9 protein-coding genes are annotated in these 17,472 nt (G+C 66.3%); 8 read left to right on the forward strand and 1 reads right to left on the reverse strand.

Features of this window, described 5'->3' with window-relative positions:
* Window positions 1–149 precede the first annotated feature (149 nt).
* The 4 genes from AC0VX6_RS13225 to AC0VX6_RS13240 all read left to right on the forward strand — a co-directional run bounded on the left by AC0VX6_RS13225 (window position 150) and on the right by AC0VX6_RS13240 (window position 3,585).
* On the forward strand, window positions 150–791 hold the full coding sequence (locus AC0VX6_RS13225; RefSeq protein WP_274977816.1) for a TetR/AcrR family transcriptional regulator: 642 nt from the start codon (window positions 150–152) through the stop codon (window positions 789–791).
* A gap of 8 nt (window positions 792–799) precedes the next feature.
* On the forward strand, window positions 800–1,621 hold the full coding sequence (locus AC0VX6_RS13230) for a DUF4097 family beta strand repeat-containing protein (RefSeq protein WP_274977817.1): 822 nt from the start codon (window positions 800–802) through the stop codon (window positions 1,619–1,621).
* A gap of 574 nt (window positions 1,622–2,195) precedes the next feature.
* Window positions 2,196–2,759, forward strand: a complete 564-nt coding sequence (locus AC0VX6_RS13235; protein ID WP_274977818.1) for a TetR/AcrR family transcriptional regulator — start codon at window positions 2,196–2,198, stop codon at window positions 2,757–2,759.
* A 265-nt stretch (window positions 2,760–3,024) separates the two neighbouring features.
* Entirely contained in the window at window positions 3,025–3,585 is a 561-nt protein-coding gene (locus AC0VX6_RS13240; protein ID WP_475468939.1) for a DUF4865 family protein, read from the forward strand.
* Between the two features lie 253 nt (window positions 3,586–3,838).
* Here AC0VX6_RS13240 and AC0VX6_RS13245 read toward each other — a convergent pair whose 3' ends face one another.
* On the reverse strand, window positions 3,839–4,006 hold the full coding sequence (locus AC0VX6_RS13245; RefSeq protein ID WP_274977820.1) for an IS3 family transposase: 168 nt from the start codon (window positions 4,004–4,006) through the stop codon (window positions 3,839–3,841).
* Between the two features lie 1,246 nt (window positions 4,007–5,252).
* On the opposite strand from AC0VX6_RS13245, the gene AC0VX6_RS13250 reads away from it, so the two are divergent.
* From AC0VX6_RS13250 to AC0VX6_RS13265, 4 genes are all read left to right on the forward strand, one after another.
* Window positions 5,253–8,714, forward strand: a complete 3,462-nt coding sequence (locus AC0VX6_RS13250) for a LamG-like jellyroll fold domain-containing protein (protein WP_475468941.1) — start codon at window positions 5,253–5,255, stop codon at window positions 8,712–8,714.
* Window positions 8,715–8,784: 70 nt separating this feature from the next.
* Window positions 8,785–15,891: an RHS repeat-associated core domain-containing protein gene (locus AC0VX6_RS13255; protein WP_475468943.1), complete on the forward strand. Its 7,107-nt coding sequence runs from the start codon at window positions 8,785–8,787 to the stop codon at window positions 15,889–15,891.
* Between the two features lie 38 nt (window positions 15,892–15,929).
* On the forward strand, window positions 15,930–16,235 hold the full coding sequence (locus AC0VX6_RS13260) for a hypothetical protein (protein ID WP_274977823.1): 306 nt from the start codon (window positions 15,930–15,932) through the stop codon (window positions 16,233–16,235).
* A 684-nt stretch (window positions 16,236–16,919) separates the two neighbouring features.
* Complete coding sequence (locus AC0VX6_RS13265; protein WP_274977824.1) at window positions 16,920–17,423, forward strand: tyrosine-type recombinase/integrase; 504 nt, start codon at window positions 16,920–16,922, stop codon at window positions 17,421–17,423.
* Window positions 17,424–17,472: the final 49 nt, after the last annotated feature.

Here is a 17,472-nt window from a genome sequence, read left to right on the forward strand (position 1 = left end):
TTGGCCCGGTTCACCCGGCCCGGCGCCGGGTGAGCCTCGGGCGTCCACGTGCACCGAACGACGCTTCCCTAAGGGAGAAACCAGGGAACACGTGCCCGCATTTCAGTACTGAAAGTATTCAATACTGAAAGTTTGCTACTGTTCGCGCCATGGCAAACACGGACGAACGGCCGCAGGGGCCGATCCCCCGCACACCGCGCGAAGAGGTACGGCAACGGCTGCTGGCCGCCGCAGCCAAGGTCTTCGCAGAACGCGGTTACGCGAACAGCCGCCTGGAGGACATCGCTCGCGAGGCGGGGTTCACCAAGGGGGCGATCTACTCCAACTTCGGAAGCAAGCAGGAACTCTTCGGCTCCATCCTCAGAGAGGGGGCAGACGTCGAGCGCACCGCGGTGATGAACGAGTTCCACACCCGAGGCGATACCGCCACCATGCCCCGACGGGCCGCACGGATCGTCGCGCGACGCATCACCGAGGACAGCGAGAGGGGACAGCTGGGCCTGGAGTTCGCGGCACTCGCCGCACACGACGCCAGGACGAAGGAGGTCGTCACGCCGCTCCGCCGGAGCCAACGAGAAGCGGCCGCCCGATCCATCGCCGAGATCGCGCAGGCGGACGACATCACCCTGGCCGTTGCGCCGGAGCTGGCCGGCCTGATCCTCCACTGCCTGAGCAACGGCCTGTCGATGGAGCACATCGTCGATCCGGAGGCCGTGGACCAGGACACCGTCGAACAAGCTGTTTCCGCCGTGATCACGGGGCTGCTGGCGCTCGCCCCGACTGACCGATGAGGTGTGCCATGGATGACGCGAACACCGCCTCCGAACTCCGTAGCCCCGAACGCCACGGGCGTCACCAGACCATGTGCCTCAACCCCTTGCGTATGCCCGCCCTGCTCATAGCGGTGCCCCTCGTGCTCACGCTCGTGGCCGGTTGCACCTCCTTGGACGGAACGGAACCGGAGGAACGCACCTTCGGTCCGGTCCAGGACCAAGTCACGATCCTGCTGAACAGCGGAGACCTCGACGTGAGACCCGCGGACGTCGAGGCGCTCCAGGTCACCCGGTGGTTCACCGAGGGAATCGGCCTCGGCGGGCGATCGGAGACATCCTGGGAGTTCGACGGCCACGACCTGGTTCTGGACACCGACTGCGCGGTGATCGATCTCGGTGGTTGCCGGGTCCGCTACGAGGTGCTCGTCCCCGAGGGCGTCGCCCTGACGGTCGAGGGCGCCAACGGTGAGATCACGGCCGCCGGATTCAGCACGGAGCTGCGTATCAGCTCCGACAACGGAGGAGTGGAGGTCGACGGGGTCTCGGGACCTTTGAGCATGTCCAGCTCCAGTGGTCGGATACGCGCCACCGCCCTCGCTTCGGACCGCGTCGATGCCGAGTCCGAGAACGGGGAGGTGCGGATCTCCTTTGCCGATGCCCCCGACGAGGTGACCGCGAGGACGGAGAACGGTGCCTTGACCGTGCAGGTCCCCGACGGTGAGTACGACGTCAGCGTCACGACGGACAGCGGCAGTGTGGACTCCGACGTGACGGACACCCCCGGCAGCCCTCATGCGATCACCGCCACCACCGACAACGGATCGATCAACCTGAGAAGGAACGGCTAGGTTCTGTTTTCTGGTTCGTGGTCCAGCCAGAGCAGGGCGCTGACCAGCACGACCCCGGCCCGGTAATGCGTGGCGAGCTTGTCGAAACGCGTAGCTATCCCCCGGTAGTGCTTGAGACGGCCGATGCAGCGTTCGGCCAGGTTGCGGCGCTTGTAGACCTGCCGATCGAAGGCGGGCGGGCGCCCACCGTAAGAGCCGCGCCGATGCCGCCAGGCCTTTTGATCGCTGCGCTCGGGGATAGTGCATCCGATCCGGCGGCTGCGCAGCAGCCGCCGAAGGTCACGTGAAGACGGCGAGGAACCGGACGGCGAGGATTCTCACCGCCCGGACCACACACCTCGGGGTGGGGAGGAGACCACGTCTGGACTGAAAAAGCCTGCGGCGTAGAACGTCTCACGGAGGATGACGTTCTCGGGGCCTCCCGCTTCGGGGAGACCTGCCAGACGGTGTTCCCGGGCGCGGCCAGGGAGGCGGCCGCAGCGGCGCGGCCTCGTCCCGGTCGGTCTGGCCGTGTCCCCCCGGTCGGGGAGGCCTCCGGTCGATGGCTGTACATACTGATAGGTACAATTTGGTCATGGAGACTCGAGAGCGCTTGATAGCCGCGGCCCAGGAGCTGTTGTGGGCGCGCGGCTACGCGGCGACCAGCCCGAAGGACATCCAGAAGGCGGCCTCGGCTGGCCAGGGCAGTATGTATCACCACTTCCAGGGCAAGGAGGACCTGGCGGTCGCGGCGCTTGAGGAGAGCGCCCGGCGCATGCGACGCGACGCTGAGGCCTTGCTGTCCGGACCGGGAACCGCACTGGAGAGGCTGGAGGGCTATCTGCGCCGCCAGCGGGACAGCCTTCGCGGTTGCCGGATGGGACGGATGACCTACGATGCCGACGTTCTGGCGTCCCCGCCGTTGATGGCTCCTGTGACGACGACACTGGACTGGCTGGTGGACGCCGTCGCCGCTGTCGTCCGTCAAGGCATCGAGAACGGTGAGCTGCTCGACGACATCGACCCGGCGGCTCTGGCCTGCACCATCGCCGCGGTCGTGCAGGGCGGTTACGTTCTCGCGAGAGCTCACGGCGACGCCTCGCGCTTCGACGCGGCCGTCGAAGGCGCTGTGGGCCTGCTGGAACGCGCCGCGGCGTGAGCGTCCCCGGCCAAGCGGCGTTCACGGGCCGCGTTAGCGCGAAGGTAGCGCGCTCCGCAGACGAGGGTTCGAGGCCGGTCGCGTACGAGGTCATCTCCGCAGCGGACGTCCGCACCCACTGGCGCGGGTCCGGAGCATGGGGACCGATGGCGCATGCCGCCACGCGGGAAGCCGCGGCCGACGGCGGCACCGCGGTCTGGAACGCACCCGTCTCGGATGCTGCCTACGACGGCTACCAGACAATGATGGGGAAGGGAACTCTCTGATGTATGCCATGCAGTATTCGGTCCCGCTGCCAGCTGACTACGACATGCGAATCATCCGCGATCGCGTCGCTCGAACCGGCCATCTGCTCGACGGCTTCTCAGGCTTGGATTTCAAGGCGTACCTGATCCGGGAGAAGGCGAACGGCGCGCCGGTCAACGAGTACGCCCCGTTCTACGTATGGAACGACATCGACGGGATGAGGGCGTTCTGCTGGGGCGAGCCCGGATACTCCGCGATCGTGCGTGATTTCGGGCGACGCCCGATCCAGGACTGGACCCTCATCGGCCTCGTCAGCGGCCCTCGCCGCCTTGACGAAGCCCGGTCGATGTCGATCTCGACGAGGCCGCTGCCTGCCGGCGTCGCCCCCGTCCACGTGGTCCAGGACCTTACCGGCGGCTTCCTCTCCCCGGCCGGTTCGTCGACCGTGCACAGGGTGGCGGCAGTCGATGTCACGACCTGGACCCTGCTGCTGGCCGAACTGGGCGCCGATCAGCCGACGGTCGACGGAGAGGCGAGCAGTTACGAGGTGTTGCACGTTTCACCCGGACCCGAGAGCTGAGTCGTGACCTTGTCCGGGACGCGGTGCTCACCGACACCATCCTCCGGGTCCACACCGCGTCCAACGGCGTGTACGGGGTGCGGCGGGCGCACGCCGGGCCGACCCCTCCGTCGCGGGACGCGCGTCCGGTACGCGGGCCGTGGCGATGCTGGCGTCCCGGGTCGGCCTTCAGGGCAGCCGCAGGCCGTTGTTTCGTGCCGGGTGAGATGGAGGTGGCATGTACCGGCTTCGGTGGAGCCGTATTTTCGGATTCTCAGGCCACGGTGCTCGGTAGTCTTTTCTCGAACTCTACGGGTGTCAGCCAGCCGATCGCCGAATGCCGCCGTTGCCGGTTGTGGAAGATCTCCAAGTACTCGAAGATCGCGTTGGCCAACTCCAGCCGGGTCCGCCACCTGCGCCGATCCAACAGTTCGACCTGCATGCGCGGGCGTGTTCCTCGGACGGATGGCGGTGTGAAGGACTTCCATCCAACCGGATCGGACACGCCCGCACCGCTGCCCGACTTTGCCGGAGCCCGGGGTCCAGGGCTGATGCCATCAGGTTGTGGCGCGGAAGGTCCCATGGGGTGAGGGGTTTCGGCTGGAGCAGCCATATGCGGTCGATGGGGCGACGGGCGTGTCCGAGGCCCTGGGGTGCCCACGCGGGCGGGTTGGGGCGGCTGCGGGGCGCTGGTGGGCGGACGCGGGTCACTCCAGCGCGGGCCGCCATGGTCACGGGACGGCAAAGTGCTCCGCGAGGTGGGCGCCCACCTGTACTGGACCTTGTACTGGGGAGCACACATGGAGGATTTCAGGGCCCCAACGACGCCGAGGACCTCCTCGGAGATCCTCGCGCACCCCGTCTGACCTGGGGTTTTGTGGCGCACCCGGCAGGATTCGAACCTGTGGCCATCGGATTAGAAATCCGGTCCTTTCGTGCCTCTACGTGCCACAGGGCGCCGTTTCGTCCTTATCCATCCGATCACCGCCATCGTTTCGTGTCAAGAGGTGTCGCCCGGTGTCGTGCCAGTCCGGAACTGCGGAGCACAAACGGAGCACACACCGGCCCCTGGTGGCGTCCGATGGCACCTCGCGAGGTCCTCCATAAGCGGGGAGCGGGACCGGGGTGCTGTGGCGGTTGAAGGGGCTGGCCGAGACCGACCCCGTCCGGCTTCGGGTGCGTATCGAGGCGTTCAACGGGTCCCTGCGCGTTCGCGGCGACGAGGGTCAGGGCGCATGGAAGACGCTCATGCTGGGCGTCGATGGCCTGGGGTCCGGTGGTCTGTTTTTGCTTTCGTCCTCATAAGTGGGATGCGTTCGTCGGGGAACGACATGGGCCCGCGCTGAGCTGCGGTCCTTTGGAGCGCACGAAAGGGGGCAGTCCTGTGAACAGGCTTTTTCCAAGCCAAACGAGAGGGAAGTGGCCGGATGCGGCCAACATGGTGCTGAGTTCCCTATCTGTGGCTGAATGTGCATGTCGTGCACTCGTGTTCCACATGTTGTGACGTGTGACACTCTCGTGTTGTTTCCTTCGGGCTGCTAACTTCCCGTTCGGTCCCAGGACAACCACCACCCGTGCCCCCATGACACGGAACCCCTGCGGTGATCCCCCAACCTGGGTTAGAGAGCTCTGCCATGCCCCGCCATGCGCGAGTACTCGGCGCTGCCCTCACGGCGTCGTTGCTCCTCATGCCTGCTCTGTCCACCCCCGCCTACGCGGACGAGGAGCCCGAGCCCGGCCCCTCCGTCTCGACCGCCGATCTGACCACCGACCGGGAAGCCCTGGTCCTGGCGCAGGAGACCGGCGAACCCGTCGAGATCACCGCCGCCACCACCGAGACCACCCGGCACCTGGCCAACCCCGACGGCAGCTTCACCATGGAGCAGAGCGCCTTCCCGGTGCGGGTCAGGAACCAGGGCGGCTGGACCCCCGTGGACACCGACCTGGCCGTGGACTCCGACGGTCGCCTCCGACCCAAGGCGGTCAGCGCCGACATCGCCTTCTCCGGCGGCGGGGACCAGGCCCTGGCCAGCATCGGCATCGGCTCGAACTCCGTCGACCTGGGCTGGCACGAGGACCTGCCCGCACCCACTGTCGATGGCCCCCAGGCCACCTACGCCGACGTCTTGCCGGACGTGGATCTGGTGCTGACCGCGGGTGTGGACGGGTTCGGACAGGTGCTGGTGGTGCACACCCCCGAGGCGGCCCAGCACGAGGACCTCGCCGAGCTGGAGATGGCACTGGCCACCACCGGTGTGACCATGCGCCTGGCCGAGAACGGCACCCTGGAAGCCATCGGCGACCTGGGACAGGAGAGCGTCTTCACCGCGGTGGCTCCGGCGATGTGGGACTCCGCGGGCACGGAGGAGACCGGCGAGGACCCCACATTGATGGCCCCGATGGGCGCGCGCACCGAACTCCTGGGCGTGGACCTGACCACCGACAGCATCCGCCTGGTCCCCGACGCCGCCATGCTCGACGACGCCGAGACCGCCTACCCGGTCTACATCGACCCCTCGCTGTCGGTGAGCCGGGTGGGGCGCACCTACGTCGACGCCAACTACCCGAGCCAGTCGTACTGGAACTACTCCACCTCCCACGACCCGGGCGTGGGCTACGAACCGAGCGACGGCAGCACCAAGCGCGCGTTCTGGCGCTTCAACGTCGACTCGCGCACCCGCAACGCCGACATCACCCGGGTCACCTTCCGCCCCAGGGTCACCCACGCCTACGGGTGCACCAACGCGCAGATCCAGTTGTGGCGCACCGACTCCATCTCCTCCTCCACCACCTGGAACAGGCAGAACACCTCGGCTTTTTGGAACACCAGGCTCGACACCCGCACCATCAACGCCGGCCGCTCCAACTGCCCCGGGGGCACCTCGCCGACAGTGGAGTTCGACGCCACCGACGGGTACGTGCACAGCCGCGACGCGGGCCACACGACCACCACCCTGGGCCTGCGCGGCAACGAGAGCAAGTCCTCCAGTAACTGGGACTGGCGCCGCTTCGACTCCAACCCGACCCTGCAGGTGGACTACAACAACCCGCCCGAGGTCCCCACCAAGGTCTCGGACTCCCACGGCGGCAGCTGCGCCACCGACCCGGACAACCCGCGCCTGATCAACGAGACCAGGCCCACCTTCACCGCCTACGTGCGCGACCGCGACTCCACCTCGGCCAACCGCCAGAAGGTCAAGACCCGCTTCGCCTGGTGGGTGGACGGTACGCGAACCGGCGAGGTGGACACCTCCTCGACCAACGTGGCCGTGTGGTCCTCGGGCTCCTACCAGTCGGTGCGCTCCGGCGCACTACCCGAGGACGTGCTCATCGGCTACCGGGCCAACGCCCACGACGGCACCTCCTGGTCGGGATGGACCGGCTACTGCTACCTGATGGTCAGCACCGCACGCCCCGACCAGGGCCCCGCGGTCACCTCCACCGACTACCCCGCCGGGGACGAGTTCCACGGTTCCCCCGGCCTGCCCGGGCGGTTCACCCTCTCCAACAACGGTATCGAGAACGCCGAAAGCTACTTCTACGCCCTCAACGACGACTCCTGCGTCACCGAGGCCGAACCCGAACAGCCGGGCGGTGAGGTGACGGTGACCCTCACCCCCCGCCTGGAGGGCCCCAACTGGGTCTACGCGCGCACGGTGGACGCCTTCGGCAACTCCTCCGACTGCGTGCTCGCCTACTCCTTCCTCGTCGCCGCGCCCAGCGACCCGGTCGCCCACTACACCTTCGACGAAGGACAGGGAAACCGGGCCGCCGACACGGCCAATCCCGACCAGGGCGCCACCCTCTCCGGCGGGGTGGACTGGATCCGCGGACGCGTCGGCTCGGTGGACAACCCCGACACCAACCCCACGCCCCGGCTGGAGGGCACCGCCGTCCACACCAGCGGCTACACCAACGGAGATCCCGGCCCCTACGACGAGATCACCGCTGACGGCTCCGCCGTGGACACCTCCGGGACCTTCTCCGTCTCGGCGTGGGTCAAGCTCGACCGCGCCTACGCCCACCACACCGCCGTCGCCCAGGAGGGCGAGCAGCAGAGCGCCTTCCACCTGGGCTACCAGGGCAACACCGGCCAGTGGGTGTTCAAGATGTCGTCCGAGGACGAGTACTGGAACGGCTCCCGGAACTGGGACATGGTGACTTCCGCCGACTCCGCCGAGGTCGGGGTGTGGACCCACCTGCTGGGCACCCACGACCAGCAGACCGGTGAGATGACCCTGTACGTCGACGGTGTGAAGCAGGGCACGGACACGCTCGTCGGAGGGTGGAACGCCACCGGACCGCTGACCATGGGACGCGCCCTCTTCCAGGGCGTCGGCAACTACTACTGGCCCGGCGCGATCGACGACGTGAAGGTCTGGGACCGGCTGGTGCTGAACGAGACGGTCTCCGACACCGAGACCTCCTCCGAGACATGGCGCCTGGCCAACCAACCGGTCGCCGCCCAGGGCCGGTGGATGCTCGACGAGTACGAGGGCGCCGCGGTGGCCGACTCCACCGACCACGGACTCGACGCCGTCCTCAACGCCGACCCGGCCACAGCGTGGAACCTGGCGGAGAACTCCTTCACCGCCTCGCCGGGAGTACGGCTCAACGGCGTCGACGAGTACGTCGAAGCACCCGGACCGGTATTGCGCACCGACCGGAGCCTCAGCGTCTCGGCATGGGTGCGTCTGGACGAGACCGGTGCGGCGGTCAACACCTCCGCGGTGAGCCAGGCAGGTGCGTTCCAGAGCGGATTCCACCTCGGCTACCAGGGCTCGAACAGCTCCTGGGTGTTCAAGATGGCCCCGCACGACGACGAACCCACCTCAGGCTCGACCGGATGGACCTACGCCTACTCCACTACCGCCGCCCGGCTGGGGGAGTGGACCCACCTGGCCGGTGTCCACGACCACACCAGCGGTGAACTGGTGCTCTACGTCAACGGTTTCGAGGAGTCCCGTGTGGCGGTCGACCACTCCTGGCACGCCGACGGCCCCTTCCGGATCGGTAGCGCCCAACACAGCGGTTCGAACACCTACCACTGGACCGGCGATATCGACGACGTCCACACCTACCAGGGCGTACTCAACGACCAAGGCCTGTTCCGGGTGTACGCGGGGGAATTCCCCGACACCCAGAGCTGACAACGCTTTCGACATCCCCCTGCCCCTGTGATCGTCCTTCACCCGACCGGTGGAGGACAGGAGGACTGCTGTGACCCCGCACAGTGACACCCCCACCCGCCCCGGCCCGATCCGCCGCGGCATCACCTACTCGGTCGGCCTCGTCCTCGTGGCCGGACTGCTCAATGCCCTACCAGCGTCCGCCACGGCCTACAACCCGCGCCCGGAGGTGGAGGACCTGTCCTCCGTCGAGGGGCAGGACCTGGTTGCGGAACCCCTTGAGGGAAGCAACGCCGTCGCCGAGGCTGCTGTGGCCGCACCTCAGGAGGTTGACTGGCCCGAGGCCTCGGCCGCCGATGTGGACCTGGGCGGGGGACAGGCGCGGACGTTCGGAGCCCAGGAGCAGTCTCCGGTCACGGTCACGGCTGTGGCGGGAGACGACCTCGCCGACTGGGAGGTCCCCGAGCATTGGCAGGAGTGGGAACCTCAGGTTCCCAAGGACGACATACCGGAGGACGAGCCTTCCGCGTCGGATGAGACACCCTCGGCGGACGAACCACCGCGCGTGGACCCTCCGAAACGGGAGCCCGATGCGGACACCGCCGAGGAAGCCGCGGAAGAGGCGCCGGAGGCCACGCAACCCTCTCCGGACAGCAGTCCGTCCCCCGGCCGCAACGAGATGCGCAGAGAGCCCGTCACCCCGAACGAGCCCGAGGTGGACGCCTTCTCCGTCCCCGAGCCCGTCGAGTCGGTCCAGGTTGAGATCCTGGACCAGGCCGACGCTCAGGCGGCCGGAGTACACGGCCTGCTCGTCAACATCACCCGCACCGACGACTCGCCCACCCTCGCGCCGGTTCAGATGGAGGTGGACTACTCCGAGTTCGCCGCGGCGTTCGGCGGCGACTACGCCTCTCGCCTGCACGTCGTCGAGCTCGACCCCTGCGTCCTGGACGACTCCTGCTCGGCGGAGGACACGGTCGCCTTCGACGCCCCCCAACTCCTGGACAACAACATTCCGGAGCAGAGCCTGTCCGCCGTCGTGGGAGCTGCGCCCGCTCAGGGATCGCTGTTCGCGGTCACCGCCGCCTCTTCCGGCGGCAACGGCGACTACGGTGCCACCCAGCTGTCAGCCTCCTCCAGCTGGAACGTCAACACTCAGTCCGGTGACTTCTCCTGGTCCTACGGGGTCACCACACCACCCGCTCCCAGCCAACTGTCCCCCGCGGTGGGATTGAGTTACTCCTCCGGTGGGATCGACGGCCGTATCGCCACCTCCAACAACCAGACCTCCTGGATCGGTGACGGGTTCTCCTACGCCCCCGGTTCCATTGAGCGCCGCTACGCCGCCTGCGTGGACTCCGGACACGAGACCGGTGACCTGTGCTGGAACACCGACAACGTCACCCTGTCCATGAGCGGACACTCCGGCGCGCTCATCAAGCACGACGACGGCAGCTACCGGTTGTCCAACGACGACGGGACCAAGGTCGAAAGGCTCACCGGCGCCACCAACGGGGCGCACGAGGGCGAGTACTGGAAGGTCACCACCCCTGACGGCACCCAGTACTTCTTCGGCCGCAACCGCCTGCCCGGCTGGTCCAATGGCGACCCCGAGACCGACTCCGCACAGACCATGCCCGTCTACGCGGCAGAGTCCGGGCAGCCCTGCTACGACTCCACCTTCGCCGAATCCTGGTGCCAGCAGGCCTACAAGTGGAACCTCGACTACGTCGTGGACGTGCACGGCAACGTCATGACGTTCTACTACGACGCCGAGACCAACCACTACGGCCGCAACCTCACCAACACCGCCACCCCCTACGTGCGCGCGGCCAACATCGAACGCATCGAGTACGGGCTGCGCAGCGACGACGTGTACGCCACCGCCCCGGCGCGCGTGGCCTTCTCCACCTCCGAACGCTGCCTGGTCACCGACTCCTTCGACTGCGCCGCCGACGAGCGCACCTCCGACAACGCCGAGCACTGGCCCGACGTCCCCCTGGACCAGGACTGCGAGTCCGGTGCCTCCTGCGCGGGCAAGCACTCGCCCACCTTCTGGTCCACCAGGAAACTCGACGCCATCACCACCCAGGTCCACAACGGCGACGAGTACACCAAGGTCGACTCCTGGGCGCTGGAGCAATCCTTCCCCGAGGCGGGCGACGGCACCGGCCCGACCCTGTGGCTGGACTCCATCGAGCACACCGGCCACGTGGGCGGTACCGAGACCCTGCCCAAGGTCACCTTCGGCGGCACGCAGATGCCCAACCGGGTGGACTCGCCCACCGACGACATCGCGCCGATGCTGCGCTGGCGCGTCACCGAGATCCGCACCGAGTCCGGTGGACAGCTCGATATCACCTACTCCGCACCCGAGTGCGTGCACGGCGAGACTCCTGAGCCGCACGACAACACCAAGCGCTGCTATCCGGTCAAGTGGACCCCCGAAGGCGGGGTGGAGCTGACCGACTGGTTCCACAAGTACGTCGTCACCGAGGTCAACGAGGTTGACGGTGTCACCGACCAGCCGACACTCACTACCAGCTATGACTACGTGGGAACCCCGGCCTGGCGCTACACCGAGGCCGACGGCATGGTCAAGGACAAGTACCGCACCTGGGGGGATTGGCGAGGCTACGACCGCGTGATCGTGCGTACCGGCCACGCCAGCGAGGAGCGGACAGAGACCGAGTACCTGTACTTCCAGGGCATGGACGGCGACAAACAGCCGAGCGGAACCAGGGACGTCTCGGTCACCGACTCACGCGGAGTCGAGCACACCGACCACAAGGAACTCAACGGCACCCTGCTCGAGGTCACCACCCGGGATGGCGAGGGCGGCGAGGTCATCTCCCGGGAAATCACCAAGCCCTGGCTGAAGGAGACAGCCGAGGTCACCCACTCCTGGGGCAGCCAGAGCGCGCACATGATCCAGACCGAACAGGTCGTCAAGTTCGCGCGAAAAGAGGACGGGAGCTGGTACCAGACCCGTGTCGACAACACCATCAACGACCAGGGCGCCGTCACCCAGGCACGTGAGCACGGCGACGTGGACGTATCCGGTGACGAAAGGTGCGTCCGTACCGACTACGTCGACAACACCAGTGCGTGGATCCTCAACCTCGCTTCCCGGACCGAGACCCTTGCGGTGGACTGTGAGGAGACTCCTGACCGTCCCGCCGACGTCATCACCGACGAGCGGGTGTTCTACGACGGGGGGACGCACGGCGCGGCCCCGACCACGGGCCTACCCACCCGCACGGAGAAGCTGGACTCCTACTCCGGCGGCGAGCCCGTCTACCAGATGGTGCAGGAAGCCGAGTTCGACTCCTTCGGCAACACCGTCTCCGAGACCGACGCCGCCGGAGGTGTGACGACCACCGAGTACGCCTTCACGAGCGCCGGACTCCCCGAGGCCACCACCGAGACCAATCCCCTCGGACACACCACGACCACACGGGCCGATCCTGCCCGTGGCCTGCCCGTCTCCGAGACCGACGCCAACAACCGCACCATGCACATGGCCTACGACCCCCTCGGTCGTCTGACCAGCGTGTGGCTTCCCGGTCGCGACCCCGAGACGGAAACTCCGACCAGCAAGTTCGAGTACCACATCCGTCAGGACGCGCCCACCTCCATCGTCACGCACTCTCTGCGTACCTCGACCGAGTACACCACCAGCTACGAGATCTTCGACGCGTTCCTGCGTCCGCGCCAGATCCAGAGCCCGGGCGTGAACGGTGGACGACTGATTACCGACACCTTCCACGACACGCGTGGACAGATTGTCAAAGAGCGCGAGGCTTACTACAACACCGAAGACCCCAGCGACACTCTGTTCGTAGCCGCCAATGACGGTGATATCCCTCGCCAGACCAGGACCCTCTATGACGGAGCCGGGCGTTCCACCGACGTCGTCCACGTCGGCTTCGGTGAGGAGCGTTGGCGCACCACCACCGAACACCACGGCGACCGATTCCTCATCACCCCGCCGGACGGTGAAACGGCGACCACCGTCGTCAATGACGCCCGCGGACGGATGATCGAGACCCGTACGCACCACGGTCCCCTCCCGGAGGGCGACTACGACTCGATCACCTACACCTACGCCAAGAACGACGAACTCGCCTCGGTCACCGACCCCGAGGGCAACACCTGGGCCTACAGCTACGATCTCCGCGGTCGTCTCGCCCAGACCGAGGACCCCGTCGCGGGCACCACCACGATGTCCTACAACCAGCTCGACCAGTTGGCCACCAAGACGGACGCCCGTGGTGAGACGCTCGCCTACACCTACGATGCCCTCGGGCGGCAGACGGGCCTGTACGACGACAGCCCCGAAGGGTCTCCGCGTGCACGCTGGGTCTACGACACCCTGGCCAAGGGGCACCCGACCTCCTCCACCCGGTATGTGGACGGCAGCGCTTACACCAGCCGGGTCGTGACCTACGACCAGTTCTACCGGCCCATCACGACGGAGATCCTCATCCCCTCCAGTGAGGCCGGCCTTTCCGGACGCTATCGCTCCTCGACTCAGTACAACTTCGACGGCACGGTCCGAGCGGTGACGATGCCCTCCGCGGGTGCACTCGGCCAGGAGACGGTGGCCTACTCCTTCAACGATCTGGGCCTACCGGTACAGATGTCGGGCTTTTCTGACTACGTCACCAATGTGGTCTACAACAGCACCGGTGAGCTGCGCCAGCGCACCATGGACATGGACGTCTCGGGTACGCACGCGACCTACCTGACCCGGCACTATGACCAGGCCACCGGACGCATGGCCGAAACCACTCTGGTCCCTGAACTCGGCATCACCGGCTCACTCGCACACCAGCACTACGCCTACGACGACGCGGGCAACGTACTGAGCCTGCGCAACGAACCCACCGCAGACCACCTCCAGGCTGACGTACAGTGCTTCGCCTACGACCACATGCGCCGGATGACGGACGTATGGACACCGGACGCCACCGGCGAGCAGGCCTGCGCGACCGAACCCTCGACCGATGACCTGGGCGGTGCGGCCCCCTACTGGCACTCCTACACCTATGACACCCTGGGCAACCGCGTCACCGAGACGCGCCACGACCCGGTGGCCGACACCGTGCGCACCTATGCCCATGGAGGCCAGGAGGGGATAGCCCCTCAGGCCCTGGCGCAGGTGACCGAGACCGGGCCCGCGGGCGACCGGCTGGAACAGTACGCCTACGACGAAGCCGGCAACATGACCGGCCGTACCACCGCTGTCCGGGACCAGGAGCTGGAGTGGGACGCGGAGGGAAAGCTCGCACGTGTGGTCGAGGAGAACGGATCCGCCACCTCCTTCGTCTATGACGCCGACGGACAGCGCCTGATCCGCCACGCCCCAGACGCCTCCACCCTGTACCTGCCGGGTATGGAGCTGCGCTTGGACCGGCAGAGCCTGCTCAAGGAAGCGACACGGTTCTACACCTTCGCTGACGAGACCGTGGCGGTACGTGACAACGAGGGAAACCTTTCGTGGATCCACTCCGATCACCACGGCAGCGGACAGATCGCGGTCAACGCCCGTACCGGAGAGGCCACCCACCGGTACATGACGGCTTTCGGTCAGGCACGGGCTGGTCAGGGCCAGTGGCCGGCTGAACGCGGGTTCGTGAACGGGACCGTTGACGAATCCACAGGGCTGACCCAGCTCGGGGCGCGCTCCTATGACGCGTCGTTGGGGCGCTTCATCTCGGTGGACCCGGTTATGGATGTGACCGACCACCAGCAGATGCACGGCTATACCTACGCCAACAACAACCCCGTTTCCTTCAGTGACCCCGATGGCCTCTTCTTCAAGCAGCTCGCCAATTTCATCGGCAGCACGATCAGGCTCGCGTTGAATATCGCGGCAACGGCGGCACGGGGCTGGGGCTTTGACGTCACCACTCATCCCACGTGGCGGAGCCTCATGGGCTGGGCCAACAGGTTGTCGCCCAGGGGTGGTTCTGGAGGTTCTTCGGGGAGCACTTATCAGGGTCAGCAGTATCAGGCATACCAGGACGCCAAGAGGGAGAAGGAAGAAGCCAAACAGAAACTGATCAAGGCAGCCACTGGGCTGGCCCAACTGGTCGCGGACGAGCTCGGTATCACAGCGGGGCTCGAGTGCTTCACCACCGGTGACCTGGGGGCGTGTGGTGAGACCGCTGTCAACATCGCGCTCATGTTCGTGGGCGGTCTGCCAGCCAAGATCGCGGCGAAGTACGGGCTGAGGTGGGGCAAGGCCGCGGAGTTGGGGCGGGAGATCACCAGGCTCGGCGGTGACCTCATCGACGGTGTCGACGACCTGGTCGATGCCAACAAGAGGGTCGACGGCCTCTGCTCAGGCAGAAACAGTTTTGTGCCCGGCACGGGTGTGGTGATGGCCGACGGGTCGACCAAACCGATTGAAGACGTTGATGTCGGTGAGAAGGTGTTGGCCACCGATCCGGAGACCGGTGAACAGACCGCGCGGACGGTGCTGGCCACCATCATCGGGTCGGGCAGCAAGCACCTGGTGGAGATCACGGTGGACCCGACCACCGAACGCGAGGCGGCCGGTGGGAAGTCTGGTTCTGAAGCTGAAGCTGAAGCTGAAGCTGAAGGTGAGCAGGTCGAGCAGTCGGGTGTCCCTGGCCCGGTAACAGCGGGGGACGTGGTCATCGCGACCGACGGGCACCCGTTCTGGGTGCCCGACCTGGAGCAGTGGGTTGACGCGGTTGACCTGGCTCCGGGGATGTGGTTGCAGACCTCCTCGGGCACCTGGGTGCAGGTCTCCGCGGTCCAGGCCTGGACGCAGGCCGCGACGGTCCATAACCTGACCGTCCAGGGCGTCCACACATTCCACGTGGGTGCGGGATCGCTAGATCTCCTCAACCACAACTGTGAACCAGCCTTTTTGGATGATGTTTCAGAAAAGTATGTCCGTGATAAGCATACTGAAAGTGGGTCAATGAGGGATGAAACCAAAGGCTACTTCTATGACAGTGAAGATCTGTATGAACTGGCAGATCGGTCTGAGTCCTTTGGCGCCGAGGTTCAATTGAATGGTAATTGTGTGCGCGTATGTGACGCCGGTCGGCCGGTTGGCACGGAGGCGCCTACGGACGGCGGGGCTCCTACATCGACCTACACCGTTATATCTGACAAGTGGGGCGGCGTTATTACTATGCATCCCGGGGGGCCCAGGTGATGATTCCTTTTCTCATGGCCGATGTGGAGGTGCTCTAGTTGTCGGTCAGCGTTCTGGTGTGCGAATACGGCGGTGCCGTCGTGTCTCGCTGTGTTCGTCAGAATATTAATGAATTCTTGCGAAAGCTAGATTCGCGCAAAGAGTACCCTATGTTGGGTCATGTGGATCTTTATGGTGATACCATATTCAACTCTCGTCAGGTTGGAGTGGTGCTGGAAGAGCTTTGCTCTGCGTATCGATCCTTCGGGGACGGTGAAATGGCCCCTATGATTCAGGAGCTGATCGAGTTGGCTGAGTTGGTGCCTTTGCGGCCGCATAGAAAGCTTATTTTCTCCGGAGATTGAAAACTTTTGTCCGAGCGTTCAGTCTGAGTGCCTGATCCTGTTGGATCTCTGTTGTTTGGTTGGGCTAGGGGCTTCTCGGTAAATTGTGTCTCCATGTATTGTTGAGGGTGAGGTCGGCTTGGGTGAACTCTGCGATCCTGCTCGGGCTCAAGGTGACGTGCTTCAGTGCCAGCCAGCGCTGATTTAGCTGGAAAGCAGCCCGTTCACCCGGACCAGTTCCGCCGAGCGCATTCACTGCTGCCTCACCCCACCTGGGCAATGTGCCGTTGGAGGAGCTGACCCCAGCCCGGATACAGAAGGCCCTCGAGTAGATCTCGCAGGGCGTGGCGTCTGCATGAGCGCCGTCGCCTGCGGCGACGGTGCAGCGGATCCGCGCCACGTTGCGGGCGGCGTTGAACTGTCTCGTGCCGGGATTGTCTTCTGTCACTCGTCTTCTCTGATCCTCAGGGTGAGACTGGGGCTGGAGGTGGTGGTGATGTTGGGGTCTGGTTCGGTGTTCAAGCGGTGCGGGTGTCGGAGGGCCGGTACGTCGAGGAGGCCCGGGAGTGGTTGCCCGCGGTTGCGCTCCCGTGGGCATGGAAGCTGGTACTTCTCGCTCGAGTCAGACCAGACCTCGGGTGGTCGGTGCCGGGTGCTTCGCTTCCCGTGAGGCCGCACGCGTGGCCCTGCGCAGGGCCCAAGGCGATGAGCAGGGTGCGGAGCCCGGTGGTGTGGACGGTGGCCGCGTGGCTTCAGCACTGGCTGGAGGGGCGGACCCGGTTGCGTGCGCGCACCCGTGTCAGTTACGCCGAGCACATCGACCGCTACCTCATCCCGCACTTGGGCGAAGCGGTTCTGGAGGAGTTGACGCCCGCCCGGGTACAGCGGGCCTTCGAAGGCATCGCCGAACACGCCACGCCCAGGGGCAGGTCAGTGGCTATGGCGACGGTGCAGTGGGTGCGGTCCACGTTGCGGGCGGCGTTGAACACCGCGGTGCGTAGCGGTTGCTGCCCTCCAACCTCGCTCGAGGCCTGCGGTTGGAGCCGGGGGTGGGTACGCGGCCGGTGGTGTGGACCGACCAGGCGGTGGCCAAGTGGACCCATAGCCGGATGCGACCGGCGGTGGCGGTGTGGACGGTCGAGCAAACCCGCGCTTTCCTGGACTTCGTGTCCGACCACTGGCTGTACGCCCTGTTCCACCTGCTGGTGATGATCGGGCTGCGGCGGGGCGATGTGGTGGGTGTGCGGTGGGAGGACAT

This window comes from Nocardiopsis sp. iso_25, assembly GCF_056173305.1.

Bases quoted from the DNA above. Each gene is read 5' to 3' on its own strand.
- AC0VX6_RS13225 (WP_274977816.1), top strand. From the start codon at position 150: ATGGCAAACACGGACGAACGGCCGCAGGGGCCGATCCCCCGCACACCG.
- AC0VX6_RS13230 (WP_274977817.1), top strand. From the start codon at position 800: ATGGATGACGCGAACACCGCCTCCGAACTCCGTAGCCCCGAACGCCAC.
- AC0VX6_RS13235 (WP_274977818.1), top strand. From the start codon at position 2,196: ATGGAGACTCGAGAGCGCTTGATAGCCGCGGCCCAGGAGCTGTTGTGG.
- AC0VX6_RS13240 (WP_475468939.1), top strand. From the start codon at position 3,025: ATGTATGCCATGCAGTATTCGGTCCCGCTGCCAGCTGACTACGACATG.
- AC0VX6_RS13245 (WP_274977820.1), bottom strand. From the start codon at position 4,006: ATGCAGGTCGAACTGTTGGATCGGCGCAGGTGGCGGACCCGGCTGGAG.
- AC0VX6_RS13250 (WP_475468941.1), top strand. From the start codon at position 5,253: ATGCCTGCTCTGTCCACCCCCGCCTACGCGGACGAGGAGCCCGAGCCC.
- AC0VX6_RS13265 (WP_274977824.1), top strand. From the start codon at position 16,920: ATGAGCAGGGTGCGGAGCCCGGTGGTGTGGACGGTGGCCGCGTGGCTT.